Raw genomic sequence first — 24,136 nt, 5'->3', positions numbered from 1 at the left:
ACACCATGCACAAGCCAATGCGTTTTTCCAGACGTTTTTCCAGGCGCTCCCTGCTGCGCCTGCCGCTGCTGCGCCTGCCCCTGCTAGCGTCGCTGGCCGTGCTGGCGGCATGCGGCACCGTGGGGCCCGACTACCAGCTGCCGGCGGCGGCGGCAATCGGGCGCCCGGCCGCGGCCGCGCCGTTCGCCAGCGCGGCGGAACCCGCGTTTCGCAGCGAGCCGCTGCCGCCTCACTGGTGGCGGCTGTACCAGGATCCGGAGCTCGATGCGCTGGTCGGCAAGGCGTTCGCCGCCAATACCGACCTGCGCGTGGCGGCGGCCAACCTGGCGCGTGCCCGCGCCGTCCAGCAGGAAGTGGCGGGCGCCGCCGACCCGGTGATCGGCGCGTCCGGCGCACCGGCCTACGGCCGGGCATCGGCGGCGGCAAAAGGCCTGCCGGACGCGCTGGCGGACGGCTACAGCCATGACGCCGGCATCAGCGTCTCGTACCAGCTCGATTTGTTCGGCAAGATCCGGCGCGGCGTGGAGGCCGCCGATGCGGACAGCGCGACGGCGCAGGCGGCACTGGACCTGGCTCGCGTGACCGTGGCCGCCGATACCGCCCGCGCCTGGGTCGATGCCTGCGGCGCGCGCCACCAGCTCGGCGTGGCCCGCCAGTCTGTCGCGCTGCAGCAGCGTGTCGTGGAGCTGACCGGGCGGCGCATCCGTGCCGGCCGCGGCACGGCGCTCGACGATTCGCGTGCCCGCGCCCAGCTCGAACAGTTGCGCGCCGCGATCCCGCCGCTGCTGGCGCAAACCCGTACCGCGCAATTCCGGCTGGCCGCGCTGACCGGGCGCGCGCCGGCCGAGATGGCGGACGGCGAACTGGCCTGCAGCGCCGCGCCACGGCTGGCGCAGCCGGTGCCGGTCGGCGACGGCGCTGCCCTGCTGCGCCGCCGGCCCGACATCCGCGGCGCCGAACGCAGCCTGGCCGCGGCCACTGCGCGCATCGGCGTTGCCGTCAGCGAGCTGTATCCCAGCGTGAGCCTCGGTCTTTCCGCCGGCAGCAGCGGCGCGCTGGACCGCTTCGGCGCCGGCAATGCACTGCGCTGGAGCCTCGGCCCGCTGGTCTCGTGGACACTGCCGACGAGCGCCGGCCACGCGCGCGTGGCCGAGGCGGAAAGCGCGACGGCAGCTGCGCTGGCACGCTTCGACGGCATCGTGCTGAACGCGCTGCGCGAAACGGAAGCGGCCATGACGGTGTATGCACGCGAGCTCGATCGCAACGCCGCGCTGCGCGCCGCGCGCCAGCAGAGCGCGCTGGCGTCGCGGCAGTCGCACCGGCTGTACCAGGCCGGCAAGATCGATTTCCTGGCGGTGCTCGATGCCGATCGCACGCTGGCGGCCGGCGACAGCGCGCTGGCCGCCTCCGATGCGCAGGTGGCCGCCGACCAGGTGGCGCTATTCCTCGCACTGGGCGGCGGCTGGGAACAGACCGGCGGCTAGCGGGTTCCCGCCGCCGCTTTCGCCCGGCAGGACTGGCGTACTTCGCGAAAGCAGGCGAAAATACGGTTCGCACGGTGTTTCGGGGCAGTTTGCAGCAGCGCCCAAAAAAAAGCGGCGGCCGGGAAACCGGACCACCGCGAAGGGAAGCGCGCCATGGGGCAGGCGCTGTCGAAACACTGTGCGAGCTGTATCGCCAGGCAAAGTGTAGAACTTCTTGCCGGAATATATAAGCCGAACTAATTTGAACGTTGGTTCGGGAAATACGAACCATTCCACTTTCGTACGGGTGCTTCGCGCTCCTCACCCCCACTTCATTCCGCACAGGCCTGGCTTTCGGGGCCCGGGGCTGACGCCGGACGCGCCGATGTACAGGCGAAAAAAATGGCGCTGTTCGCCTTAAGTCGGTGAACTTCCCGCTGGAATCACTGTCTGATCCCCTGTTGAGATACTTCATGTATATGGGGGAGGCATCATGGGTACGGCGGAGCTCAGTGCGATTGTCGAGGCGCTCGGAAAACTCGGGCTGTCCGAGGAGGAGATCGCTTTTTTGCAGGGCTTGCTCGGCAACCTTGTGCGCCCGGGCCAGTGTCTGCGCCTGATCGAGGAAGCGTCTGGGAAACCTTCGTGTCCCGCCTGTGGCGGTCAGCGCTGCCACCGCTGCGGCCACGCCAACGGCTTGCAACGCTATCGCTGCGTGGCGTGCCGGCGCAGCTTCAATGCCTTGACCGGCACGCCGCTCGCCCGCCTTCGATTGCGCGACAGGTGGCTGCCGTATCTACAGTGCATGGTCGATTCGGCGACCGTGCGCGCCGCGGCAGAACGGGTCGCGGTCGCGAAGTCCACCAGCTTCCGGTGGCGCCACCGGTTTATCGCTGCCATACGCCGGGAGCGGCGGCCGCAGTTGTCCGGCATCGTCGAAGCCGACGAAACCTATCATCTCGAATCGCAGAAGGGTTCACGGCACCTGAGTCGCCCGCCGCGCAGGCGTGGCGGCAGGGCCCGCCGGCGTGGTATCAGCAGGGAGTTCGACTGCATTCTCGTCGCGCGCGACCGCAATCGGCAAACCTGTGATTTCGTGACCGGCCGCGGCCCGGTCAGCGCAAGCCAGCTGGCGCAGCACCTGCAACCGGTGCTGGTACCGGACGTACTTCTGATCAGCGATGCCGCCATGGCTTACCACGCATTCGCGCAGCAGGCCGGCATCACGCACGAAGCCGTGAACGTCAAGGCGGGCATCCGCGCGCGCGGCGCAATCCATATCCAGAATGTGAACGGATGGCATAGCCGCTTCAAGACATGGCTACGGCGATTCAACGGCGTCGCCAGCCGCTACCTGGCCAACTACACGGGTTGGCGACGGGTGCTCGATGCCGCCGTGCTGACGGTACCCAGGGACTGGCTACGCGTTGCCGTGGCGAAAAATTAGTGGTGGGGCCAGACGCCCCCGACAACAGCATATGGAAAAAGTTCCACACCGCTATGCAATATCGAGCTAACGCGAACAGCGCCAAAAAAATGCCGGCGCTGAGGCCGGCAAAATTCCAATTCTTGGGAAATTGGAGGAGACAGGTGCATCATGCCACCCGCCCTCCGGTCAGGCCAATTTATATTGGCCATACCAATTATCACGCAAACAGATATCTTGTCATAAAGCACCCGAGCAGGCCTGCGCCCCTTCTCCGCAAGGGAGCGGCAGCGTCACCGTAAACGCGCTGCCCTGCCCCAGCCCGGCGCTGACGGCGCACACGCTGCCCCCGTGCAGCTGCACGAGGCTGTGCACCAGCGCGAGACCGATGCCCAGGCCGCCCTGCGAGCGGTCCGGCGTGCGCTCGGCCTGCGTGAACAGTTCGAACACATGCGGCAGCACGTCGGCGGCGATGCCGACGCCGTTGTCGCGCACGGCGATCGCTACGCTGTCGTCCGCGGCGCAGACGGAAACGGCGATGTACCCGCCCGGCGGCGTGTACTTGGCGGCATTGTTCAGCAGGTTCGCCACAATCTGCACGAGGCGCACGCGGTCACCCCGTATCGACGGCAGCATCGGCGGCGCGTCGCCCGTATCCACCGAGAGCACATGGCCGCGCGCATCGATCAGCGGCCTGACCTGCTCGACGGCGCTGGACAGCACGGCAGGCAGGTCGACCGTTTCCAGGTTCAGTTCCACCAGGCCGCGCGTGACACGCGAGACGTCGAGCAGGTCGTCGACCAGGCTTGTCATGTGCCGCACCTGCCGCACGATCACCTCGCTCGTGCGTTGCGCACGCGGCGGGTCGAGCCGGCCCAGCGCGAGCATGTGCGCGGCGGTGCTGATCGGCGCCAGCGGATTGCGCAGTTCGTGCGCCAGCATGGCGAGGAATTCGTCCTTGCGCCGTGCCTGCGTGCGCAGTTCCTCTTCACCGGTCTTCTTGTCATGGATATCCGTCAGCGTGCCCAGCCAGCGGGTGTCCGGTCCGATCGCGTCGGTGGACGGCACGGCGCGGTTCAGCACCCAGCGGAACTGGCCGGAATGGTGCCGCAGCCGGTGTTCGATCTCGAAGCGGCGGCCGGTGGCGAGGCTGTTGCGCCAGGCCTCCTCCAGCAGCGGAAGGTCGTCGGGGTGGATCTGCGGCCGCCAGTCCCAGTCGGGCCGGCGCGGCAGCTGCTCGCCGGTGTATTCGAACCAGCGCATGTTGATGTAATCGTTGACGCCGCCGCCATTCGCGGCCCAGACGATCTGCGGGATGTCGTCAGCCATCAGGCGGAAGCGCGTCTCGCTGTCCTTCATCGCCCGCTCGGCGGTCACCTGGGCCGTGATATCCATGTTGGCCGCCACGGCGCCGATCGCCACGCCGGCATCGTTGCGGATCACCGCGGCGCGTATCAGGATGGTCTTGCGCGCGCCGGGTGCGCCGAATGCCTCGATCTCGAAAATGCCGCCGGTGGCATCCTCGCCGTGCAGCACGCGCGCGATCGGCCACTCGGCTGCGGCAACACGCCGGCCGGCATGCGCCGAATCCTCCGGCCACCAGCCGCGCCAGCCGCCGTAGTCCTCCACCTCGGCCGGCATCGGGTGCTCGCCCCAGATCACGCGGTTGTAGGCATTCGCCGCGACCAGCCGGCCGTCCATGTCGACGTAGACGATACCGACCGGCACCGCGTCGAGCAGCACGTCGAGCCGGCGCGTGCTTTCGGCCGCACGGTCCGAAGCCTCGGCCGCCTTGCGCTCGCTGTCAATGCGGCGCTGTTCGGCCACCCTGCGATCGGTGACGTCGACGGCGATGCCTGCAAAACTGCGCCTGCCCGTTTCGGCACTGGTAAACACCTTGCCGCGCGCGTTGACCCACACGTCGAGCCCGGAACGCTGGGGAATCCGGTATTCGATGTCGTACAGCGTCCCGGTGGCGATCGCGTGATCGATCGCGGCCACCACGCGCGGACGGTCGTCCGCATGGATCATGTCGGTAAAGCGCACGAGGTCCGTGCCCGCGCGCGCGACGGCGGCGTCGACCTGGAACAGGCGCGCAAAGCGTTCGTCGACGTGGGTCGCCGCTGTTTCCAGGTCGACCGACCAGGTGCCGATATTGCCCGACGCCTCCAGCGACAACGCCAGCCGCTCTTCCGCATCCTTGTGCCGGGCCAGTGCCAGCACCTTGTCGGTGACCTCGATCACGGTGCACATCAGCCCGCGCACGATGCCGGCCTCGTCGCGCACAGGGCTGAACGAGAACGTGAACCACGTCTGTTCCGGCGCGCCATTGCGGTACAGCGTGGTGGCATAGTTTTCAAAGAAGAACGACTCGCCGGCCATCACCCGCGCCACGTAGGGCCCCAGGTCGGACCATACCTCGCTCCAGACTTCCTCGTAGGGCAAGCCCAGCGTGACGTCGGCCTTCTTGCCGAGCATCGGCAGGTAGGCGTCGTTATGGAACAGGTGATTCGCCGCGCCCCAGGTGACGAACGCCGGAAACGACGAGCCGAGCACGATGCCCAGCGTGGTACGCAGCGCCGAAGGCCAGCCTGGCAATGGTCCCAGCGCGTGGCCGGACCAGTCGCGCGCACGGATGCGCGCGCCGGTGGCGCCGCCGTTGAGGGTGAAGGCGAGAAGCTGGTCCTGGTCTGTCACGAAAATGGCCGGTGGATGGGAAGGCCCGATTCTACTGGACTGTTCGAGCGCGAGAGCACGGCGCTCACTCGTCCCGGGCGGCGGCGCCGAACAGCCTGTCCTTGGCCGACAGCAGCTTCTGCACCCTGCTGCCCATTTTCATCAGCTGCGCCATCGATTCGGGCGACAGTCGCTGCAGGTCGTCGAACCAGGTGTTGGCCATGTCGACCAGTTCATGCATCTCGCGCATGCGCTGCTGGGCAAACGCATCGTCCGGCGTGCCGGCCTTCACCAGCAGCGATTCGCGCAGCACGGACAGGGTCGGCAGGACTTCGCGGCGGCGCCGTTCGGCGGCCACCACGCGGAAGATTTCCCACACATCGCCCAGCGACGTGAAGTACTCGCGGCGGTCGCCCGGCAGGCGGCTCTGGCGCACCAGCCCCCAGGCCTGCAGTTCCTTCAGGCCGATGCTGACGTTGGAGCGGGAAATGCCGAGCTTCTCGCCGATGTCGTCGGCATGCATCGGCCGTTCGGTCGCGAACAGCAGCGCATAGATCTGCCCCACCGTGCGGTTGATGCCCCAGCGGCTGCCCATCTCGCCGAAGTGACTGACAAAGGTTTGGACAAGTGGCGTCACGGTTGTGCACTTTTCGAAGGTTCAGGAAATCCGATTATCTCACGGTACCGGCGGCACACGGCCCGATGGCCCCGGCAGCGCGCTGTCGGCTGCAATCACGGCCCGGCAAGATGGCCCGGCAAGATGGCCCGGCAAGATGGCCCGGCAAGATGGCCCGGCAATATCCGACTGTCCCGCTATGGCTTCCTGACAGCAATAAACAATTCAGGCATAATTTCACTAATTCCTGAAATTTCAGAATATTTGGCAAGTTCAAAACGATCAGTCGCGATACAAATCATGCGTACCCCTGCCCCAGATGTTCCCCCCGTGCCGCCAGTGACGACCGAAGCCGCGCAGCGCGCCACACTGGTCATCGCCGCCGCCGCACTGACGTGGATTCCCCAGGCCGCCCTGCTGGCCCATTCCGTGCAAAGCCTTGCCGACGGCGCCGGCCTGGCCGCGCTGGTGGCGCCGGCCATCGCCTACCTGCTGCTGGGAGTAGCGCGCGCCAGTGCCGAGGCCTGGGGCGGACGGCGGCTGTTCGCCGCGGCGCGCGAGCGCCTTGCCGGACTGCGCGCCACCGGCGCGCGGGCGCTGGCGGCCGGCTCGCCGCTCGACCGTTCGCGCCTGCCTTCCGGCGCGGCCGCCAGCACCCTTGCCGAGCAGGCCGAAGCCGTGCTGCCCTGGCTGGTGCGCTACCAGCCGGCGCGCTGGCGCGTCATGCTCGTGCTGCCGGCAATCGCGCTGGTGGTCGCCACGCAGTCCTGGGCCGCGGCGCTGATACTTGCCGGGGCGGCCCCGCTGATCCCCCTGTTCATGGCCGTCATCGGCTGGCGCGCCCAGGCCGCCAGCGCGGCGCAGCTGCAAGTGGCGGGCGGCATGAACGGCTTCCTGCTCGACCGGCTGCGCGGACTCTCCACGCTGCGCGCGCTCGGCGCCGTCGATGCCACGGCAAGGCGGCTGCGCGGCAGGGCCGAAGCGCTGCGGGCCGGGACGATGCGGGTGCTGCGCATCGCTTTTCTTTCCTCGACCGCGCTGGAACTGTTCTCCGCGCTGGGCGTGGCGCTGGTGGCCGTCTACATCGGCTTCCACCTGCTGGGCCAGATCGGTCCGGGCAGCTGGGGCGGCAGGCTCACGCTAGAACAGGGCCTGTTCATCCTGCTGCTGGCGCCCGCGTTCTTCGAACCGCTGCGCGAACTGGCCGCCGTCTGGCACGACAAGGCCGCCGGCGAGGCAGCCTTCGCGGCGCTCGATGCCCTGGGCCGCGACAGCGTGCCGCTGCCGGGTGCCCTGGCGGAGACGGCGGGCGCCACGACAGGTGCGCGGGACGCCGCACTGGCCAGTGCCGCGGCAGTGGACATCGACGACCTGCACTTCGCGCATGCCGGCGAAGCGCCGCTGTTCGACGGCCTGTCGCTGCGCATCCGCGCCGGCGAGCACGTCGCCCTCGTCGGCCCCAGCGGCAGCGGCAAGACGGCGCTGCTGTCGCTGCTTGCCGGCCTGCTGCCCGCGTCTTCCGGCACCGTGCACATCGGCGGTGTGGCACTGGACCAGGCCAGCGCGGCCGGCCTGCGGGCGCGCATGGCCTGGATCGGCCAGAAACCCCATGTGTTTGCCGGTACGGTGCGCGCCAACGTGTCACTGCACCGCCCCGGCGTCACCACGGCCGGCGTCGGCGCCGCCATCGATGGCGCGGGACTGGGCCATGTGCGGCACGCCACGCCGGACGACAGCCTGGGGGAAGGCGGCGGCGGCCTGTCCGGCGGCGAACTGGTACGGCTGGCACTGGCGCGAGCCGCCGTGGTGCCGCAGGCCGGCCTGCTGCTGGCCGACGAGCCCACCGCCCACCTCGACCGCGACACTGCCGCCGCCGTCATCGACGCGCTGCTCCGGCTGGCCGCGGGACGCACACTGATCGTGGCCACCCACGACCTGGCACTGGCGTCCCGCATCGGCCGCGTGGTCGATCTCGGCACGCTGCGCCGCATGAAGGAGGCGGCATGAAGAACCGGAACAAAGGCATCGGCATGAAGGAGGCCATGAAACACCTGTTCACGGGCGATGTGGCGCAGGTGCTCGCGCTGTTCGCCCGCGACGGCGGCCGGCGGCTGGCACTGGGCGCGTTTCTCGCCACGCTGGTGGTACTGGCCGGCATGGCCCTGCTGGGCACGTCGGGCTGGTTCATCACCGCCACCGCGCTGGCCGGCGCCGGCGCACTGTTCAATGTGTTCGTGCCCAGCGCAGCGATCCGCCTGCTGGCGCTGGGCCGCACGTTCGGCCGTTACGCCGAGCGGCTGGTGACGCACGATGCCACGCTGGCCGTGCTGGCAGCCCTGCGCGAACGCCTGTTCCGCGGCTGGGCCGAGCCTGACGCCGCGCGCGCCCTGCTGCGGCGTCCCGCGCGCCTGCTGTTCCGCCTGACGAACGACATCGATGCGCTGGAGTCGATCTACCTGCGCCTGCTGGTGCCGGCCCTCGCTGCCTGTGGCGCGGCACTGCTGGCTGGCCTGGTGCTGGGCGCCATCGACCGGCGGCTCGGCGCGGCGGTATTCACGTGGCTGGCCCTGTTCGGCATCGGCACCGCCGCCGCCGTGGCACGCCACGCACGGCCGGCGGCCCTGCGGCGGGCCCGCGCGCTGGAACGCCTGCGCGCCCAGGCGATCGACCTGGTCGCCGGCCAGGCCGACCTGGCAATGGCCGGCAGGCTGGCGGCGCAGTGTGACCTGCTGGACCGCCAAGAGGTCCGGCTTGCCGCCGCCGACGACGCCCTGCACCGCCTGGAAACCCGCGCCGGCTGGGCATTCGCGGTGGCCGGCCACTGTACCGTGGCCGGCGTGCTGCTCGCGGCAGGCGCCTTGGCGCAGCATGCCGCGCTGGGTGCGCCGGCCGCGGCGCTGGCCCTGCTGGTCGCACTGGCGGCGCTGGAACCGTTCGCGGCGCTGCGGCGCGGCGCCATGGAGGCGGGCCGCAGCTGGCTGGCGGCACGCCGCGTCGCCCCGCGCCTGCGTGCCCAGCCGGCCGCACCCGCGCCACTGGCGACAGGCACCGACGCCTTGACGCTGCATGACGTGACGGTGCACCACGCCGGCCGTGAAACCGCCGCCCTGCGCGGCGCCTGCCTGCGCATCGCCGCAGGCGAGCGCGTTGCGGTGGTCGGCGCCAGCGGCGCCGGGAAGTCCACGCTGCTGGCACTGGCGGCGGGCGAACTGCGGCCGATGTCCGGCACGGTGGCGGCGGCGCCCTGCACCTGGCTGACCCAGCGCACGGAGCTGTTCCAGGACACGTTGCGCGACAACCTGCTGCTGGCAGATACATGGTCCAACACGCATTCCAGTGACGAACGGCTGTGGGCAGCGCTGCGCGCCGCCGGGCTGGAACAGGATGTGCGCCGTTTTGTCCGCGGCCTCGACACGCCGCTGGGCGAAGGTGGCCTCGGCCTCTCCGGCGGGCAGTCGCGCCGGCTGGCGCTGGCCCGGCTGCTGCTGCGCGATGCCGCCTTCTGGCTGCTCGACGAACCCACCGAAGCGCTGGACGGTGCCACTGCCGCCGACGTGCTGGCGCGCCTGGCCCATCACGCCGCCGGCCGCACGCTGCTCGTCGCCACGCACCTGCGGCGCGAAGCCGAGCTGGCCGACCGCCTGCTGGTGATGCGCGATGGCCGGCTGGTCGCCGACGTGCGGCGCGGCACCGACGAATTTACCGTAGCGCTGGCAGCGCTGCGGCCTGATTGATTTTTGATAAACCTGGAAAGGATTCACCATGGATCTCGACGTTGTCGGGCTCTCCCGACTGCAGTTTGCGCTCACCGCGCTGTACCACTTCCTGTTCGTGCCGCTGACCCTGGGCCTGTCGATGCTGCTGGCCATCATGGAAACCGTTTACGTGATGACCGGCCGCCCGATCTGGCGCCAGATGACGAAATTCTGGGGCGTGCTGTTCGGGATTAATTTCGCGATCGGCGTGTCGACCGGCCTCGTGATGGAATTCCAGTTCGGCATGAACTGGAGCTACTACAGCCACTACGTGGGCGACGTGTTCGGCGCCCCGCTGGCGATAGAAGGCCTGATGGCGTTCTTCCTCGAAGCCACCTTCGTCGGCCTGTTCTTCTTCGGCTGGGACAGGCTCACGAAAACCCAGCACCTGGTCGTGACGTGGCTGACGGCTATCGGCACCAACTTCTCGGCGCTGTGGATCCTGATCGCCAACGGCTGGATGCAGAACCCCGTCGGCGCCGCGCTCAATCCGCAGACGATGCGGATGGAGGTGACCGACTTCTTCGCCGTGGTCACCAACCCGGTGGCGCAGGCCAAGTTCGTGCATACGGTGTCGGCCGGCTACGTCGTCGCCGCGCTGTTCGTGCTGGGCGTCTCCGCCTGGTACCTGCTGAAAGGCCGCCACGTCGACCTGGCGAAGCGCTCCATGACGGTGGCGGCCTCGTTCGGCCTGGCCGCTTCGCTGTCCGTCGTCGTGCTGGGCGACGAAAGCGGCTACCTGTCGACCGAGCACCAGAAGATGAAGCTGGCCGCCATCGAGGCGATGTGGCACACCGAAAAGGCGCCGGCGCCGTTTACCGCCTTCGGCTTCCCCGACCAGGAAGCGCGCGAGACCCATTACGCCATCCACATCCCGTTCGTGATGGGCCTGATCGGCACCCGCTCGCTCGATACCGAGATCCCCGGCATCCACGAACTGGTGGGCGTGGCCGAGACGCGCATCCGCGAAGGCATCCAGGCCTACGACGCGCTCGAGCAGATCCGCGCGCTGGGCGGCAATGCCCCGGTACCGGCCGCGCTGCAGGCCCGCTTCGAGGAACACGGCGCGGTGCTCGGCTATGCGCTGCTGCTCAAGCGCTACGTCGACGATCCGCGCCAGGCCACCGATGCGCAGATCCGCCAGGCCGCCAACGATACGGTGCCGCGCGTCGCCCCGCTGTTCTGGTCGTTCCGCATCATGGTCGCGCTGGGCATCTGGTTCATCGCCCTGACCGCCACGTTCTTCGTGCTGTCGGCACGGCGCCGGCTCGATGCGTACCCGTGGCTGCTGAAGCTGGCCGTGCTGTCGATCCCGCTGCCGTTCGTCGCCGCCGAAGCGGGCTGGATCGTGGCCGAACTGGGCCGCCAGCCCTGGGCCATCGAAGGCGTGCTGCCGACGGCGGTGGCGGTGTCGAACCTGGGCATCGGCACGGTGCTGGGCACGCTGATCGGCTTCGTGGTGCTGTACACGATCCTGCTCGTGATCGAGATGAAGCTGATGCTGAAAGCGATCCGCAAGGGCCCGGACGCCGAACTGGCGCCGGTGCCAGCCAGGCCGGCGGCCGTTCCCCATACCCCTGCATTGATGACTACGGAGTGACCCGATGATTCTTCATACCCTGCTCGACTACGACACGCTGCGCTTCACCTGGTGGATCCTGCTCGGCGTGCTGCTCGTCGCCTTCGCGGTGACCGACGGCTTCGACCTCGGCACCGGTGCCCTGCTGCCCTTCGTGGCGAAAACCGACCTGGAACGCCGGGTCGTCATCAACACCGTCGGCCCCGTGTGGGAAGGCAACCAGGTGTGGCTGGTGCTGGGCGGCGGCGCCATCTTCGCCGCCTGGCCGCAGTTGTACGCGGTGTCCTTCTCCGGCTTCTACCTGGCCATGGCCGCCGTGCTGCTGGCGCTGATCCTGCGCCCGGTGGCATTCAAGTACCGCAGCAAGCGCGACGAACCGCGCTGGCGCGCTGCATGGGACTGGGCACTGTTCGCCGGCGGGCTGGTGCCGGCGCTGATCTTCGGCGTGGCCATGGGCAATGTGCTGCAGGGCGTGCCCTTCCGCCTGGCGCCGGACATGCAGATCTTCTATGAAGGCAGCTTCTTCGGCCTGCTCAATCCGTTCGCCCTGCTGTGCGGCCTCGTCTCGGTGGCCATGCTGGTGATGCATGGCGCCGCCTGGCTGGCCCTGAAGACCGATGGCGCGGTGGCGGCTCGTGCACGCACCTGGGGCATCGGCGCCGCCGCGGCCACGGTCGTGCTGTACGCCGCCGCCGGTGCCGTGCTGTGGAATTTCATCGACGGCTACCGCATCACCAGCGAAGTCGTCACCACCGGTGCGTCGAACCCGCTGTTCAAGACCGTGCAGGCGGACGCCGGCGGCGCGTGGTTCGCCAACTACGCGGCGCATCCATGGACGATCGCCGCGCCGGCGGCCGGCTTTGTCGGTGCGCTGCTCGCCATGCTGGGCCTGGCGCGGCGCCGCGAAGGCGCGACGGTGCTGTGTTCCGGATTGTCGGTCGCCGGCATCGTGCTCAGCGTGGGCGCCTCGATGTTCCCGTTCATCCTGCCTTCGTCGCTGCAGCCGGCAGCCGGCCTGACGGTGTGGGATTCATCGTCCAGCCACCTGACGCTGTTCATCATGCTGGTCGGCACGGCGATCTTCCTGCCGCTGATCGTGTCGTACACCAGCTGGGTCTACAAGGTCATGTGGGGCAAGGTCGACCCGGCCGGGATCAGCGACGGCAAGCAGCATGCCTACTGAGCGTACCTACTTAGCGTGCCTTCTGTACACGCCTGCTGAACTCTCTCTACTGAAAGGAAATCATCATGTGGTATTTCGCCTGGCTCCTGGGCCTTCCCCTGGCCGCCGCGTTCGCGGTACTGAACGCAATGTGGTTCGAACTGGTCGACGATGCAAGGCGCCGCCCGCTCTCACCGGCGCCGCTGGAGGACGGCGAACCGCAACGCCTGCGCGCCTGACCCTGCCCGCAAGGCCGCCAGCCGCAACAAGCCCACGCGTTGCCGTCTGAAAAAGTTTCCAGAAACCGGGGTCTGACCCCGGTTTTGGGCAATATCTGCGGTCAGAAGCGTGAGGTAGCGCCCACGAACATGCGCCGGCCCGGCACGTAGTAGTCGACCAGTCCGTCGGCGGTCGGGCCCTTCTTCAGCAGGTTCTCGACGCCGCCGCGCACCGTCCAGCCTGGCGTCAGCTTGTACGACACCACGGCGTCGACGATGGTGTAGGCACGGTTGGCCGCCACGCCCGCATCGAGTTCGCGGCCGGTGTACTGGGCCGACAGTTCACCGAACAAGCGGCCGGTGGCCTGCCAGCCCAGGGCCGAGTACCACGACAGTCTTGGCGTGGACAGCAGGTTTGCCCCGGTGGTGAGGTTCTTCGCCTCGCGCATCCACGTCAGGTTGTTGCGCCACTCGAGGTTCTTCGCGAGCGGCACCGTCACTGTGCCTTCCAGCCCGCTGGTGCGGGCCTTCTGGATATTGGTCATCTTCGTCCACCAGCGGCCCTGGAAGAAACCCAGCGGCGCGTAGTCGATCTTGTTCTTGAAGTCGGTATGGAAGTACGTCAGGCCCACGTTCCAGCCGTCTCGTTCATACGCCACCGCGATCTCCGCGGCGGTACTGGTTTCCGGCACCAGGTCGGCGTTGCCGGCCATGTAGCAGCCGCCCCGCACGTAGCCGAGCGGGCGCAGCGAACCGCAGCCGCCGCCGCCGGACTGCGTGGCGGCGGCGGGCGAATTTTCCTTCAGGCTGGGGGCGCGGAAGCCGCGCGACACGCCGCCCTTGACCGTCCACGCCGGCACCGGATGATGGACCAGGTAGAGGCGCGGGCTGGTGTGGTTGCCGAACCTGCCGTGATGGTCGAGGCGCAGGCCCAGCGTGGCCGTCAGGTTCTCGCGCAGGAAGACCTGGTCTTCCGCGAACAGGGCCGACGTGTGGCCGGACAGCGTCGCCCCGCCGACCGGATTGCCGAGGTAGTCGGTGGGCACGGTGCCGATCGTGTCGGTGTTGGTCAACTCCTGGTCCTTCCACTGGCCGCCCAGCACCAGCAGGTGCTCCACCAGCAGGTGGCGGCGCATCTCGAACGTGGCGTCGAGGATGGTGTCCTTCGACCGTGCGACGGTTTCCGCCACCCGGTTGTCGAAGTCGTTGTGGTACAGGTTGACCTTGGCGGTGCCGGCGCCGAAGCGGCCTTCGTAGCCGAGGCCCGCGCTCTTGCGGATCAGCTCATTGGCACCCCAGGCAAAGAACAGCGGATCGCCGTCCGGATCGAGCGCCGGCGAATCGGATGCTTGCTGGCGGCCGTAGCTGGCGTCCAGCGCGAGGCTGTGCCGCTTGTCCACGGCCCAGCTCAGCTGCCCGGTGACCGACTGGTTGCGCACCCCGCCGATGCCGCCGGCGTTCGCGCGCACGGCCTCGTCGGCCTTCTGTTCCGTCTGCCCCACGCCGAACCGCATGCCGACCGATTCCGACAGCGGGCCGGCCACGTTGACGCCCAGCTGGTGGGCAGCGCCGCGGCCGCTGTCCCGCGGCTTCGTATAGTTGGCAGTGGCCGAGCCGTTCCACTTGCCGGGCACCTTGCGGGTGATGATGTTGATGACGCCGCCCATCGCGTCCGATCCGTACAGCGATGACATCGGCCCGCGCACCACTTCGATCCGCTCGATCATCTCGGGCGAGATCCAGTTCAGGTCCTGGCGGCCCAGGTCGGGCCGGTAGGCGGTGTCCGCCGAGCTGCCGATGCGCTTGCCATCCACCAGGATCAACGTGTACTTGTCGGGCAGGCCGCGCAGCTTGATCTTCGATTCCTCGCCGACCGGACTGGTGCCGCCGGTCACGCCGGGGATGCGGCGCAACAGCGTGTTCAGGTCGATGACGGGCTGGCGCTCGATTTCCTCGCGCGTGATGACGCTGATGCTGGCCGGTGCGTCGTGGATGTCGGTCGCCGTGCCGGAGGCGGTGACGACGACGGTGGGCATGGCGGCATCGGCCGCCAGCGGTGCAACGGCAGCGGCCAGCGCCGCCGGGCTGGCGCATGCCAGCGCGACAAGCGATGAGATTGCGGCGGGCCTTGAGATGGCAGCGCCCCGGCGGGAGCAGGGTGGCGAAACGGGAACTGGGGTACGGGTCATGACAGCTTTCCGGAAGGTGGTTGATACCTTGCTGCCTGCCGGGTCGCTGGGTAATGACGATCATTGATGATCATGCGGCCTGTGCCGCAATGCGAATGCTTATCATTACGATTGTAACAATTACATGACTAAATTAAAACCCTTTATAAAGTTCCTTCACCGGTAGTGACTTCGCTGCAACATCGCACCATGACGGCCATCTACTGCCGCAGGCTTTTCCGCACATAGCCCGGCAGGTTTGGATTGCCCAGCAAGCGTTCGACGAAACGTTCGTCGTCCACCGCGGTGATCGGGTCGAGCGCCATCGGCCGCACCGGCGCTTCCGCGGCGGCACGCGACACGGCGGCCGGCGCCTCGAACGCCGCGGCAAAAGCCGCGGGCGGGGATTGCCCCTCATCGTTCGCGCGACCGTGTCCATGGCCGTGCTCATGCCCGTGCCCGCCGTCTTCCATCTCGAGTTCCAGCCGCCACGCCAACGGCGCAGCCGGGCTCGCGCCATGCGCCATGAACGCGGCAGGCCGCGCCTTCGCCTGGGCCTGGATTTGCGCCTCCTCCCGCGCCAGCTCCGGCAGGTGAGCCAGCCCGTGCGCCAGCTTGGCCACGGCGTCGGCCAGCGTCATGCCGCCCATCGCATCGTCGCCCTCTTCCACCAGGTCGATATGGTATTGCTTGCCGCCGATGGTGAACTGCTCGCTCGTCAGCGGGTCGCCGGCGGTCAGCGTGTCCGCCTCGCCCAGCCGGATGCGGCCATCGATGAGGATGGCGCGGATCGCCGTTTCTTCCGCGTCGATCAGCGCGCTGTAGGGATCGGCGTGCGTGCCCTCGATGACCAGCAGGTCGGCGCGCAGGCCGGCGGCGATCGTGCCGACGTGGTGATCCCAGCCCAGCATGGCGGCCGGCACGGCGGTGACCATCTCGACCAGTTCGCGCGGCGTGAACAGGCCGTCGCGCTTGGCGCTGACGGCGCGCGCCACCTTCAGTTCGCCGAGCAGGTTCTTGCAGCCGCTCGGGCTCCAGTCCGCCCCCAGTGCGATGGGCACGCCGCGCTGCTTCGCCGCGGCCACGTCGGCGGTGCGGCCGTACAGCAGCAGGTTGCTGGTGGGCGACCAGACCATGCCGGCGGTGCGCGCCATCACGCTGAAATCGCGCGATTTCAATCCCACGCAGTGGATGCAGATCATCGATTTGCCGACGGCCCAGTTGCCGTCGTCCAGCAGCAGATCGCGGAAGCGCTGTCGCGCCCCGCGGTCGGTGCCTTCGCTCAGGTGGTAGAAGAACGGCATGCCCGTCGCCAGCGCCGGCACCAGCTTGGTGACGATTTCGTCGCGATGGTAATCCAGCGTCTGGCAGCCGGCCGTGGGCCAGCCCTGCTCGAGCGGCTGCTCGACGTTGCGCACCAGCCCCTCGAACAGCTTGCGCGTGCCGTTCGACGACGACAGCGACATGCCCTGCGCGGTGGTCACGCCACCGAACAGGCTGCGGCACTCGGCATAGCGGATGATCGCCCGCGTGTAGCCGGCGTCCGGGTGGCGCGCCAGCAGGCTGGCCGGCCGCGCCACGTCGGTCTGGTAGCTGGCCTCCTCCGTGCGCCACTGGTTGCGGTTGGTGTAGCGCTTCGGCACCTGCCACAGGGGCAGCATGTTGTAGGTGAGGTGGTTGTGCAGGTCGACCAGGCCGGGAAAGATCGTGCCGCCCGTATCAACCGCCTCGATGTCTTCGAAGCCGGCCGGCAGGCCGTCGTGCTGCCCGAGCACGGCGGCGATGACGGCGCCGTCGATGCAGACGCGGCCCTGCCGCAGGATCGTGCGGCCTCCGTCCATCGTGACGACGTCGCCGGCCAGGATCTTCCTGCGGCCGGGACGCCGCGATACGCTTTGCGCGCCGCCGCGCGGTCGAACGCCATTGAAGTGGATCATCGTGCCCTCCTTCACGCCATGAATGGCAAATATCGGCAAATGAATGCCGGCGAGGATGGCACGGGCGACGCGATACGACTTCAGGGGAATTGTCTGTGGATTGTCGCCATTCGGTTGCAACAAGGTTCAGCAGCGGTGCTCCTGCCCGCATACCGGCAGGCACCTTAGGGTGTTCGCGGTGGCCTTACCCGGCAATGCGGTAGAAGCTGCGGGCATTGCCGCCAAATACCGCCCGGCGGTCCGCCTCGTCCAGGTGCGCCAGCAATTCCTCGCTGGCGGCCAGCCAGCGGCCATAGTCGGCCGCCAGGTCGAGCACCGGCCAGTCGCTGCCCCACAGTACGCGCTGCGCGCCGAATGCCTCCAGCACGTGTGCCGCACAGGGGCGCAGCCGCTCCACCGTCCAGTCCCGCCCCGCTTCGGTGACGAGGCCCGACAGCTTGCAGTGCACCCGGGGCAGCGCGGCCAGCCGGGCGATATCGTCGCGCCATCCGGCACTCGCGCCGGATGCGATGTCCGGCTTGGCGACGTGGTCGATGACGACCGGCAGGTCGGGATGGCGCCGGGCGAAGGCCAGCAGCGACGGCAGGTGCCGCGGCAGGACCAGCGCATCGAAGGCGAGGCCGTGGCGCAGCATCGCGTCCACCGCGGGACCCAGCGCGGGATCGTCGATCCAGCGTTCGTCGTCGAGGTCCTGCAGCATCGGCCGCAAGCCGCGCAGCCGCTCGTGCGCGGCCAGCGCGGCGATGCGCCGCGGCGCATCGGGCGCCTTCAGGTCGGTCCATCCCACCACGGCCGCAATGAACGGGAAGCGGTCGGCCAGGCCAAGCATGAAGCGGGTATCGGCTTCGTCCGGCAGCGACTGCACCAGCACGGTGGCGTCGACGCCGTATTCGCGCAGCAGCGGCTGCAGGTCGCCTGGCTCGAAATCGCGGTGGATGGCGGTCAGCTCCGGCGGCGGCCATCCGCCGTTGCGGTCCGCCAGGCGCCAGAAATGCTGGTGGGCGTCGATCCTGCCCGATCGGCGAACGGGAACCGTCATGGGCGATCCGGCATCGGGGGGAACGGGTTCTTCGTGGGCATGCGCGCCTCCGGTCGTTGAACGGCTCTGATTGTACTGTATATATTTTGAACAATCAACCGCCTCGCGGCCGCATCGCATCACAAGTATTAACGCCTGCCGCGCCGCCGCGCGCCTATGCTTTCCTCACCGGCCAACGCATCGACGAAAGGACAGCCAATGAATGAGGAAACCGTGCAGGTCGCCGTGGACGACGGCGTATTCGATTGCCTGCTGGCGCGCCCGGCGGCGCCAGGGCCGGCACCGGCGATCATCGTGCTGCAGGAGATCTTCGGCGTGAATCCAGGCATCCGCAGCATCGCCGCGCACTATGCCGAAGCGGGCTACCTGGCGCTGTGCCCCGACCTGTTCTGGCGCAGCGAGCGCAACCTGTCGATGTCGGAAGCCGATCCCAGCGATGCCGAGCGCGGCTTCGTGCTGTACAAGGCCTACGACTTCGACAAGGGCGTGGACGATATCGCGGCAGCCATCGCAGTGGCGCGCGCCCTGCCGGGCAGCTCCGGCAAGGTGGGCGTCACCGGCTACTGCCTGGGCGGCCTGCTGACTTTCCTGGCGGCGGCGCGCACCGATGCCGATGCGTACGTCGCCTACTACGGCGGAGGCACCGAGCGTTTCGTCGACCGCGCCGCCGGCATCCGCGCGCCGCTGCTGTACCACCTGGCCGGGCAGGACGAATACATCGGCCCCGAGGCGCAGCGCGCCATCCGCGCCGCGCTGGCGGCCGTGCCGTCGGCCACGGTGCACGGCTATCCCGGCTGCAGCCACGCGTTCGCACGGCCGGGCGGCGAACACCACGACGCCGCCAGCGCCACGCTTGCCAACGAACGCACCGACCGCTTTTTCGCGCAGACGCTGCGCTGACCGCCCACTTTCACCATCGATAGACAAGGAACCCGCATGAAAACCGCAATCCGCAAGAAAGCCCTGTCCGCCGCCGCGCTCGTGCTGGCAATGTCCTGCGCCGCGACGGCCGGAGCGCACGAAGGCAAGGGACACGGCGCAAAGGACGCCAGGGAGCACAAGGGCGGCATCCAGACGGCGCCGGCCAAAGGCGTGAAGGCCGACTTCGACATCTTTCACACCAAGATCACCACCGAGGGCAACGTGGCCGTGTTCCACATCGCCGTGTCGGGCAAGGCCGGAGAATCCTACCCCAGCAAGGTCGGCAAGCTGGCCGGCAGTTCGGTGTTCTCGTACGTGTGGCCGACCACGATCGACCCTTCCGCGATCGGCTTCGAAGCGAAGAGCGGCATCCTGGCCTTCGCGGTCACGTCGCATCCCGACTTCGACGATACCCCGCTGTACGATGAAAACGGCGACGGCGACCTGGCCAACGACGGCAACCTGTGGCATTCGCACTGGGTGGTGCTGCAGCCGGACGATGCGTGCGGCAAGGGTGCGCTGAAGGTGGTCGACATCCCCGAGGGCACAAAGCCGAAGGTGCCGAAGACCTGGCCGAACCTGCCGATCCTGATCGACAGTCCGGGCTGGAGCCCCGTGTTCAAGGGCACGGATCTGACGGTGAAGGTGCCGTTCGACGACATCGGCGCCGTGGAAAGCGCCAGCTTCGACGGCGTCAGCGCCGCGCTGCGCGTCAATGCCAGCGTCCACAGCCCGCTGCTGTGCGTGGCCGACGTATTCAAGGTCGCCTCGGGCAAGCTGACTCTCCCAGGCAAGGTCAACCAGTAAGCGCTTTCACAGGAGAGAACATCATGAAACGACAGGCATTGATCGTCATCGACGTGCAAAACGATTATTTCCCGGGAGGGAAGTGGGAACAGGCGGGCATGGAGGCCGCCGCCGGCAACGTCGCCACGCTGCTGGCGCACTTTCGCGCGCGGCAGGCGCCGGTGGTGCATATCCGCCACGAGTTCCCCACCGCCGATGCGCCGTTCTTCGTGCCCGGTTCCGCGGGCGCCGCGATCCACCCGAAGGCGGCGCCCGCGCCGGGCGAACCGGTACTGCTGAAGCATCACATCAATTCCTTCCGCGATACGCCGCTGCTGGACACGCTGAAGGAGCATGGCACCGAGGAAGTGGTCATCTGCGGCGCGATGAGCCACATGTGCGTGGATGCGTGCACCCGCGCGGCCAACGATTTCGGCTTCGCCGTCACGGTCGTCCACGATGCCTGCGCATCGCGCGACCTGGAATTCGATGGCGTGCCGGTGCCCGCGGCGCACGCCCATGCGGCCTTCATGGCGGCGCTGGGCTTCGCCTACGCGCGCATGAGCAGCACCGGGCAATTCATCGATACGGTTTCCTGAGGGGAGGCATCATGTTCGGACTGACATCGCTGGGCACGATCCATACCGCCATCAGCCTGGTGGCGCTGGCCGCCGGCTTCAGCGCGCTGGCGCGCAGCGGCCTGATAGGCTGGCACACCCGGCATGGCCGCGTGTACGTCGTCGCCACGCTGCTGACCTGCCTGACCGGTTTCGGCATCTTCACCCGCGGCGGCTTCAACGAAGCGCACATGCTGGGCGTGGTCACGCTGCTGACGCTGGGCGTGGCCTGGCTGGCGGCGCGCGGGCGGCTGGGTGCGCGCTCGCCGTACATTGAAACGGTGGCGCTGTCGCTGACGCTGTACTTCCACTTCATCCCCGGCATCACGGAGACGTCGCTGCGCCTGCCGGCCGGCGCACCGCTGGCGGCCAGCACCGAAGAGCCGTGGCTGAAGGCGGTGGTGGGCGCGCTGTTCCTCGTGTTCCTGGTGGGTGCATGGATGCAGGTGCGGCACCTGCGCGCGCTGCACGGCACGGCGCCGCGTCCGCAAGCGAGCGCCGCGTAGCCGTCGCTCAGCCACCTCGTAGTCACCGCGTAGTCACCGCGTCGTCACCGCCTCAGCCAAGGCGCGCCACGCTGCCCACGAAGCTGTAGCCGCGTCCCGGCACGTTGGCGATGTAGCGCTCCTTGCCGAGCACCCGGCGCAAGGCCGCGATATGCACGCGCAGGCTGCTGTCCTCGACTGTCGTGCCGGGCCAGATGCGCGCTTCCAGTTCGCCGTGGCTGAGCACTTCGCCGGGCCGTTCGGCCAGCGTCACCAGCAGGTCCAGCGCGCGGCCGCCGAGCCGCAGCGCGGCATCGTTGCGGAACAGCAGGCGCTGCCCCGTGTCGAGGCGGAATTCGCCGAACAGCAGTACCGCCCGGGCGCTCTCCCCGCTTGCCTCCAGTAGATCGTGCGTCATGATGTTCTCCCGATGTGAAGCGGCGGGCGCCGTTGTCGGCCGCCCGCCGCCGGGGTTGTCAGCGCAATTCCGCCAGCTGCGCGATGGCGCGCGCCACGCCGTCGCCATAGTCAGGATCGCAGCGCGTGCAGTTGTCGATGTGGCGCGCCTTGACCGGTGCCGAGGCGGTGGCGATCGAGCGTGCCGTGTTCTCGAACAGCGCCTGCTGCTGGGCCGGCGACATCTTGCGGAACAGCGCGCGCGGCTGGCTGAAGTAATCGTCGTCGACGCGGTGGTTCCAGTGGTCGGCGGCGCCTTCGAGCGACAGCGGCGGCTCGCTGAAATCGGGCTGCTCGACCCATTCGCCGCGGCTGTTCGGCTCGTACGACGTGGCGCCGCCCATATTGCCGTCGGTACGCATCTGGCCGTCGCGGTGGTAGCTGTGCACAGGGCAGCGCGGCGCGTTCACCGGGATCACGTGATGGTTGACGCCGAGCCGGTAGCGCGCCGCGTCGCCGTACGAGAACAGCCGCCCCTGCAGCATCTTGTCCGGCGAGAAGCCGACGCCGGGCACTACGTGCGCCGGGTTGAACGAGGCCTGCTCCACCTCGGCAAAATGATTGTCCGGATTGCGGTTCAGCTCCAGCACGCCCACTTCGTGCAGCGGGTAGTCGGCATGCGGCCACACCTTGGTCAGGTCGAAGGGGTTGTACGGGCAGGTGGCCGCCTCGCGCTCCGGCATCAGCTGCACGTACAGCGTCCAGCGCGGGAAGTCGCCCCGCTCGATGCTGTCGTACAGGTCGCGCATATGGCTTTCGCGGTCGCCGCCGATCAGCGCGCCGGCTTCCGGATCGGTGAGATTCTCGATGCCCTGCCGCGTGCGGAAGGTGAACTTGACCCAGTGCCGTTCGTTGGCGGCGTTGATGAAGCTGAACGTGTGGCTGCCGAAGCCGTGCATGTGGCGGTAGCTGCGCGGGATGCCGCGGTCGCTCATCACGATCGTCACCTGGTGCAGTGCCTCGGGCAGCAGTGTCCAGAAATCCCAGTTGTTGTCGGCGCTGCGCATGCCGGTGCGCGGGTCGCGCTTCACGGCGTGGTTCAGGTCGGGGAATTTCAGCGGGTCGCGCAGGAAGAACACCGGCGTGTTGTTGCCCACCAGGTCCCAGTTGCCCTGCTCCGTATAGAACTTGACGGCGAAGCCGCGGATGTCGCGCTCGGCATCGGCCGCGCCCCGTTCGCCGGCCACGGTCGAGAAGCGCATGAACACGCCGGTAGTCTTGCCGGTTTGCGCGAACAGGCTGGCACGGGTGAACGGCGTGATGTCGTGCGTGACCGTGAAGGTGCCGTAGGCCCCCGCGCCCTTCGCGTGCATGCGTCGCTCTGGAATGACCTCGCGGTCGAAATGGGCCAGCTTTTCAAGGAACCAGACATCCTGCAGCAACGCCGGCCCGCGCGGGCCGGCGGTCAGCGTGTTCTGGTTGTCGGCGACGGGCGCGCCGGCGGCGGTGGTGAGATGCTTCATGATGGCTCCTCCTGGATGAGTGGCGGCGGGCACGACGATTCGCGCCGTCTCGATCATGGAATGCCGCCCGGGGCCGGACAAGTTAAACGGTGTTAATCCGCCGGCAAGCCCTTCACGGGTTTTAACTGGCCGCGCGCCGCGGCCACGCCTACCATGGCCGGATTGCACAACGTTTGCCAACAAGGTTTACCAACCACCAGGGAGCCACCATGAAAGTCAACGATTCGATCGCCCTCGTCACCGGCGCCAACCGCGGCCTGGGGCGCGCCTGGGCTAGCGCGCTGCTGCAGGGTGGCGCACGCAAGGTGTATGCCGCGGCGCGCGACCCGGCCACCGTCGACCTGCCCGGCGCGATCCCGATCCGGCTCGACATCACCGACCCGGCACAGGTGGCTGCCGCCGCCCGCGAATGCGCCGACGTCACGCTGCTCATCAACAATGCCGGCATCATTCGCGGCGGCGAGCTGCTGGCCGGCGACGGCGACGAGGTGCTGCGCGAAGAACTGCAGACCAACCTGTTCGGCACGCTGGCCATGTGCCGCGCGTTCGCGCCGGTGCTCGGCGCCAACGGCGGCGGTGCCCTGCTCAATGTGCTGTCGGTGCTCAGTTGGATCAGCATGCCCGGCGCCGACCCCTACTGCGTGGCCAAGACCGCCAGCTGGGCAATGACGAACGGCGTGCGGCACGCACTGCGCGCCCAGGGCACGCAGGTGATCGGCCTGCACGTGGCGTTCATGGAAACCGACATGGTCGCCCACTTGCCCGGCCCGAAGGCCGCACCGGCCGATGTGGTGCGCCACGCCCTCGCGGCACTTGAAGCCGGGGCCGAGGAAATCCTCTCCGATGACACCACGCGGCAGGTCAAACGAGGATTATCGGCTGAGCCGGGCGTCTATCTGCTGCCGCCGGCCTGAGCGGGGCCGGTCCCGGCGCGGCGTGTGTGAGTGCCGCCGGCGCTGGTACCGCCAGCAGCGGTGCCGGCTGCCGCGGCACGACCCGCGCGCCGGCCGGCACCAGGCGCGTCACGGGCGCGGTGAAGCAATAGCCGCGCCCCGCGTAGTTGACGATGTACGGGCAATGCCCGCCGCCGCCGAGCAGCTTGCGCAGTGCCGCGATCTGCACGCGCAGGTTGACTTCTTCCACTACCGTGCGCGGCCACACCGCGCGCATCAGCACGCGGTTTTCCAGCACCTCGCCGGCGTGGCCGGCCAGCAGTGCCAGCAGGTCGAGGGCGCGGCCGCCGACGGCCACCGGCACGCCGCCGCGCAACAGCTGGCGGCGTGCCAGCGTCAGTTCGAAGTCCAGGAATGCCAGCGTCTCGAACGGCGCTATTTCGGTTTCCATACGTATTCCCCCCAAACAAAATTCG

Annotated in this window: 20 protein-coding genes; 12 read left to right on the top strand and 8 right to left on the bottom strand. The window is 68.6% G+C overall.

Going from position 1 to position 24,136, the window contains the following annotated elements:
* Positions 1–17 precede the first annotated feature (17 nt).
* Complete coding sequence (locus ACY34H_RS26340) at positions 18–1,484, top strand: efflux transporter outer membrane subunit (RefSeq protein WP_464980415.1); 1,467 nt, start codon at positions 18–20, stop codon at positions 1,482–1,484.
* Between the two features lie 472 nt (positions 1,485–1,956).
* Entirely contained in the window at positions 1,957–2,910 is a 954-nt protein-coding gene (locus tag ACY34H_RS26335; protein WP_464980394.1) for an IS1595 family transposase, read from the top strand.
* 219 nt (positions 2,911–3,129) lie between these two features.
* Here the strand turns inward: ACY34H_RS26335 and ACY34H_RS26330 are convergent, their stop codons facing one another.
* A complete protein-coding gene (locus ACY34H_RS26330) occupies positions 3,130–5,586 on the bottom strand; it encodes a PAS domain-containing sensor histidine kinase (protein ID WP_464980393.1) in 2,457 nt (818 codons plus the stop codon).
* 64 nt (positions 5,587–5,650) lie between these two features.
* Positions 5,651–6,202, bottom strand: a complete 552-nt coding sequence (locus ACY34H_RS26325; protein WP_464980392.1) for a GbsR/MarR family transcriptional regulator — start codon at positions 6,200–6,202, stop codon at positions 5,651–5,653.
* A gap of 279 nt (positions 6,203–6,481) precedes the next feature.
* Here ACY34H_RS26325 and cydD point away from each other — a divergent pair, with 279 nt between their 5' ends.
* The 5 genes from cydD (at position 6,482) to cydX (ending at position 12,916) form a co-directional block, all read left to right on the top strand.
* On the top strand, positions 6,482–8,188 hold the full coding sequence (cydD, locus tag ACY34H_RS26320) for a thiol reductant ABC exporter subunit CydD (RefSeq protein WP_464980391.1): 1,707 nt from the start codon (positions 6,482–6,484) through the stop codon (positions 8,186–8,188).
* Positions 8,189–8,223: 35 nt separating this feature from the next.
* Positions 8,224–9,915 (top strand): amino acid ABC transporter ATP-binding/permease protein, encoded by a 1,692-nt coding sequence (locus ACY34H_RS26315; protein ID WP_464980414.1) that lies wholly within the window; start codon positions 8,224–8,226, stop codon positions 9,913–9,915.
* Between the two features lie 28 nt (positions 9,916–9,943).
* Positions 9,944–11,536: a cytochrome ubiquinol oxidase subunit I gene (locus ACY34H_RS26310; protein ID WP_464980390.1), complete on the top strand. Its 1,593-nt coding sequence runs from the start codon at positions 9,944–9,946 to the stop codon at positions 11,534–11,536.
* A 4-nt stretch (positions 11,537–11,540) separates the two neighbouring features.
* A complete protein-coding gene (gene cydB, locus ACY34H_RS26305; RefSeq protein WP_464980389.1) occupies positions 11,541–12,698 on the top strand; it encodes a cytochrome d ubiquinol oxidase subunit II in 1,158 nt (385 codons plus the stop codon).
* Between the two features lie 65 nt (positions 12,699–12,763).
* Positions 12,764–12,916 carry a cytochrome bd-I oxidase subunit CydX gene (cydX, locus tag ACY34H_RS26300; RefSeq protein ID WP_464980388.1) on the top strand — a complete coding sequence of 51 codons (153 nt, stop codon included), beginning with the start codon at positions 12,764–12,766 and terminating at the stop codon, positions 12,914–12,916.
* A 101-nt stretch (positions 12,917–13,017) separates the two neighbouring features.
* Here cydX and ACY34H_RS26295 read toward each other — a convergent pair whose 3' ends face one another.
* From ACY34H_RS26295 to ACY34H_RS26285, 3 genes are all read right to left on the bottom strand, one after another.
* Positions 13,018–15,084: a TonB-dependent receptor domain-containing protein gene (locus ACY34H_RS26295; RefSeq protein WP_464980387.1), complete on the bottom strand. Its 2,067-nt coding sequence runs from the start codon at positions 15,082–15,084 to the stop codon at positions 13,018–13,020.
* Positions 15,085–15,284: 200 nt separating this feature from the next.
* Complete coding sequence (locus ACY34H_RS26290; protein ID WP_464980386.1) at positions 15,285–17,000, bottom strand: amidohydrolase family protein; 1,716 nt, start codon at positions 16,998–17,000, stop codon at positions 15,285–15,287.
* Between the two features lie 184 nt (positions 17,001–17,184).
* A complete protein-coding gene (locus ACY34H_RS26285; RefSeq protein WP_464980385.1) occupies positions 17,185–18,039 on the bottom strand; it encodes an amidohydrolase family protein in 855 nt (284 codons plus the stop codon).
* 198 nt (positions 18,040–18,237) lie between these two features.
* Between ACY34H_RS26285 and ACY34H_RS26280 the strand changes: the two genes are divergently transcribed.
* From ACY34H_RS26280 to ACY34H_RS26265, 4 genes are read left to right on the top strand one after another with little or no spacing between them, the layout of a single operon-like run.
* Complete coding sequence (locus ACY34H_RS26280; RefSeq protein ID WP_464980384.1) at positions 18,238–18,939, top strand: dienelactone hydrolase family protein; 702 nt, start codon at positions 18,238–18,240, stop codon at positions 18,937–18,939.
* A 36-nt stretch (positions 18,940–18,975) separates the two neighbouring features.
* A complete protein-coding gene (locus ACY34H_RS26275; RefSeq protein WP_464980383.1) occupies positions 18,976–19,767 on the top strand; it encodes a hypothetical protein in 792 nt (263 codons plus the stop codon).
* Positions 19,768–19,790: 23 nt separating this feature from the next.
* Complete coding sequence (locus tag ACY34H_RS26270) at positions 19,791–20,345, top strand: cysteine hydrolase family protein (RefSeq protein WP_464980382.1); 555 nt, start codon at positions 19,791–19,793, stop codon at positions 20,343–20,345.
* 11 nt (positions 20,346–20,356) lie between these two features.
* Positions 20,357–20,869, top strand: a complete 513-nt coding sequence (locus ACY34H_RS26265; RefSeq protein ID WP_464980381.1) for a DUF2306 domain-containing protein — start codon at positions 20,357–20,359, stop codon at positions 20,867–20,869.
* Between the two features lie 52 nt (positions 20,870–20,921).
* Here ACY34H_RS26265 and ACY34H_RS26260 read toward each other — a convergent pair whose 3' ends face one another.
* Positions 20,922–21,266 carry a winged helix-turn-helix domain-containing protein gene (locus ACY34H_RS26260; protein WP_464980380.1) on the bottom strand — a complete coding sequence of 115 codons (345 nt, stop codon included), beginning with the start codon at positions 21,264–21,266 and terminating at the stop codon, positions 20,922–20,924.
* Between the two features lie 58 nt (positions 21,267–21,324).
* Positions 21,325–22,767, bottom strand: coding sequence for a catalase (locus tag ACY34H_RS26255; protein WP_464980379.1), 1,443 nt, complete (start codon positions 22,765–22,767; stop codon positions 21,325–21,327).
* Positions 22,768–22,976: 209 nt separating this feature from the next.
* Between ACY34H_RS26255 and ACY34H_RS26250 the strand changes: the two genes are divergently transcribed.
* Positions 22,977–23,681, top strand: coding sequence for an SDR family oxidoreductase (locus ACY34H_RS26250; protein WP_464980378.1), 705 nt, complete (start codon positions 22,977–22,979; stop codon positions 23,679–23,681).
* Here ACY34H_RS26250 and ACY34H_RS26245 read toward each other — a convergent pair.
* Positions 23,629–24,111 (bottom strand): winged helix-turn-helix domain-containing protein, encoded by a 483-nt coding sequence (locus tag ACY34H_RS26245; protein ID WP_464980377.1) that lies wholly within the window; start codon positions 24,109–24,111, stop codon positions 23,629–23,631. The genes ACY34H_RS26250 and ACY34H_RS26245 overlap by 53 nt on opposite strands.
* Positions 24,112–24,136: the final 25 nt, after the last annotated feature.

It is taken from the genome of Pseudoduganella sp. jia 9 (genome assembly GCF_055502615.1).
The sequence above is the reverse complement of the archived record's forward strand: the minus strand, read 5'-3'. Positions and strand labels throughout refer to the sequence as shown.

What these genes read in the sequence shown, in the direction of transcription:
- ACY34H_RS26340 (WP_464980415.1), top strand. Translation starts at nt 18, where the DNA reads ATGCGTTTTTCCAGACGTTTTTCCAGGCGCTCCCTGCTGCGCCTGCCG.
- ACY34H_RS26335 (WP_464980394.1), top strand. Translation starts at nt 1,957, where the DNA reads ATGGGTACGGCGGAGCTCAGTGCGATTGTCGAGGCGCTCGGAAAACTC.
- cydD (WP_464980391.1), top strand. Translation starts at nt 6,482, where the DNA reads ATGCGTACCCCTGCCCCAGATGTTCCCCCCGTGCCGCCAGTGACGACC.
- ACY34H_RS26315 (WP_464980414.1), top strand. Translation starts at nt 8,224, where the DNA reads ATGAAACACCTGTTCACGGGCGATGTGGCGCAGGTGCTCGCGCTGTTC.
- ACY34H_RS26310 (WP_464980390.1), top strand. Translation starts at nt 9,944, where the DNA reads ATGGATCTCGACGTTGTCGGGCTCTCCCGACTGCAGTTTGCGCTCACC.
- cydB (WP_464980389.1), top strand. Translation starts at nt 11,541, where the DNA reads ATGATTCTTCATACCCTGCTCGACTACGACACGCTGCGCTTCACCTGG.
- cydX (WP_464980388.1), top strand. Translation starts at nt 12,764, where the DNA reads ATGTGGTATTTCGCCTGGCTCCTGGGCCTTCCCCTGGCCGCCGCGTTC.
- ACY34H_RS26295 (WP_464980387.1), bottom strand. Translation starts at nt 15,084, where the DNA reads ATGACCCGTACCCCAGTTCCCGTTTCGCCACCCTGCTCCCGCCGGGGC.
- ACY34H_RS26290 (WP_464980386.1), bottom strand. Translation starts at nt 17,000, where the DNA reads ATGATCCACTTCAATGGCGTTCGACCGCGCGGCGGCGCGCAAAGCGTA.
- ACY34H_RS26285 (WP_464980385.1), bottom strand. Translation starts at nt 18,039, where the DNA reads ATGACGGTTCCCGTTCGCCGATCGGGCAGGATCGACGCCCACCAGCAT.
- ACY34H_RS26280 (WP_464980384.1), top strand. Translation starts at nt 18,238, where the DNA reads ATGAATGAGGAAACCGTGCAGGTCGCCGTGGACGACGGCGTATTCGAT.
- ACY34H_RS26275 (WP_464980383.1), top strand. Translation starts at nt 18,976, where the DNA reads ATGAAAACCGCAATCCGCAAGAAAGCCCTGTCCGCCGCCGCGCTCGTG.
- ACY34H_RS26270 (WP_464980382.1), top strand. Translation starts at nt 19,791, where the DNA reads ATGAAACGACAGGCATTGATCGTCATCGACGTGCAAAACGATTATTTC.
- ACY34H_RS26265 (WP_464980381.1), top strand. Translation starts at nt 20,357, where the DNA reads ATGTTCGGACTGACATCGCTGGGCACGATCCATACCGCCATCAGCCTG.
- ACY34H_RS26260 (WP_464980380.1), bottom strand. Translation starts at nt 21,266, where the DNA reads ATGACGCACGATCTACTGGAGGCAAGCGGGGAGAGCGCCCGGGCGGTA.
- ACY34H_RS26255 (WP_464980379.1), bottom strand. Translation starts at nt 22,767, where the DNA reads ATGAAGCATCTCACCACCGCCGCCGGCGCGCCCGTCGCCGACAACCAG.
- ACY34H_RS26250 (WP_464980378.1), top strand. Translation starts at nt 22,977, where the DNA reads ATGAAAGTCAACGATTCGATCGCCCTCGTCACCGGCGCCAACCGCGGC.
- ACY34H_RS26245 (WP_464980377.1), bottom strand. Translation starts at nt 24,111, where the DNA reads ATGGAAACCGAAATAGCGCCGTTCGAGACGCTGGCATTCCTGGACTTC.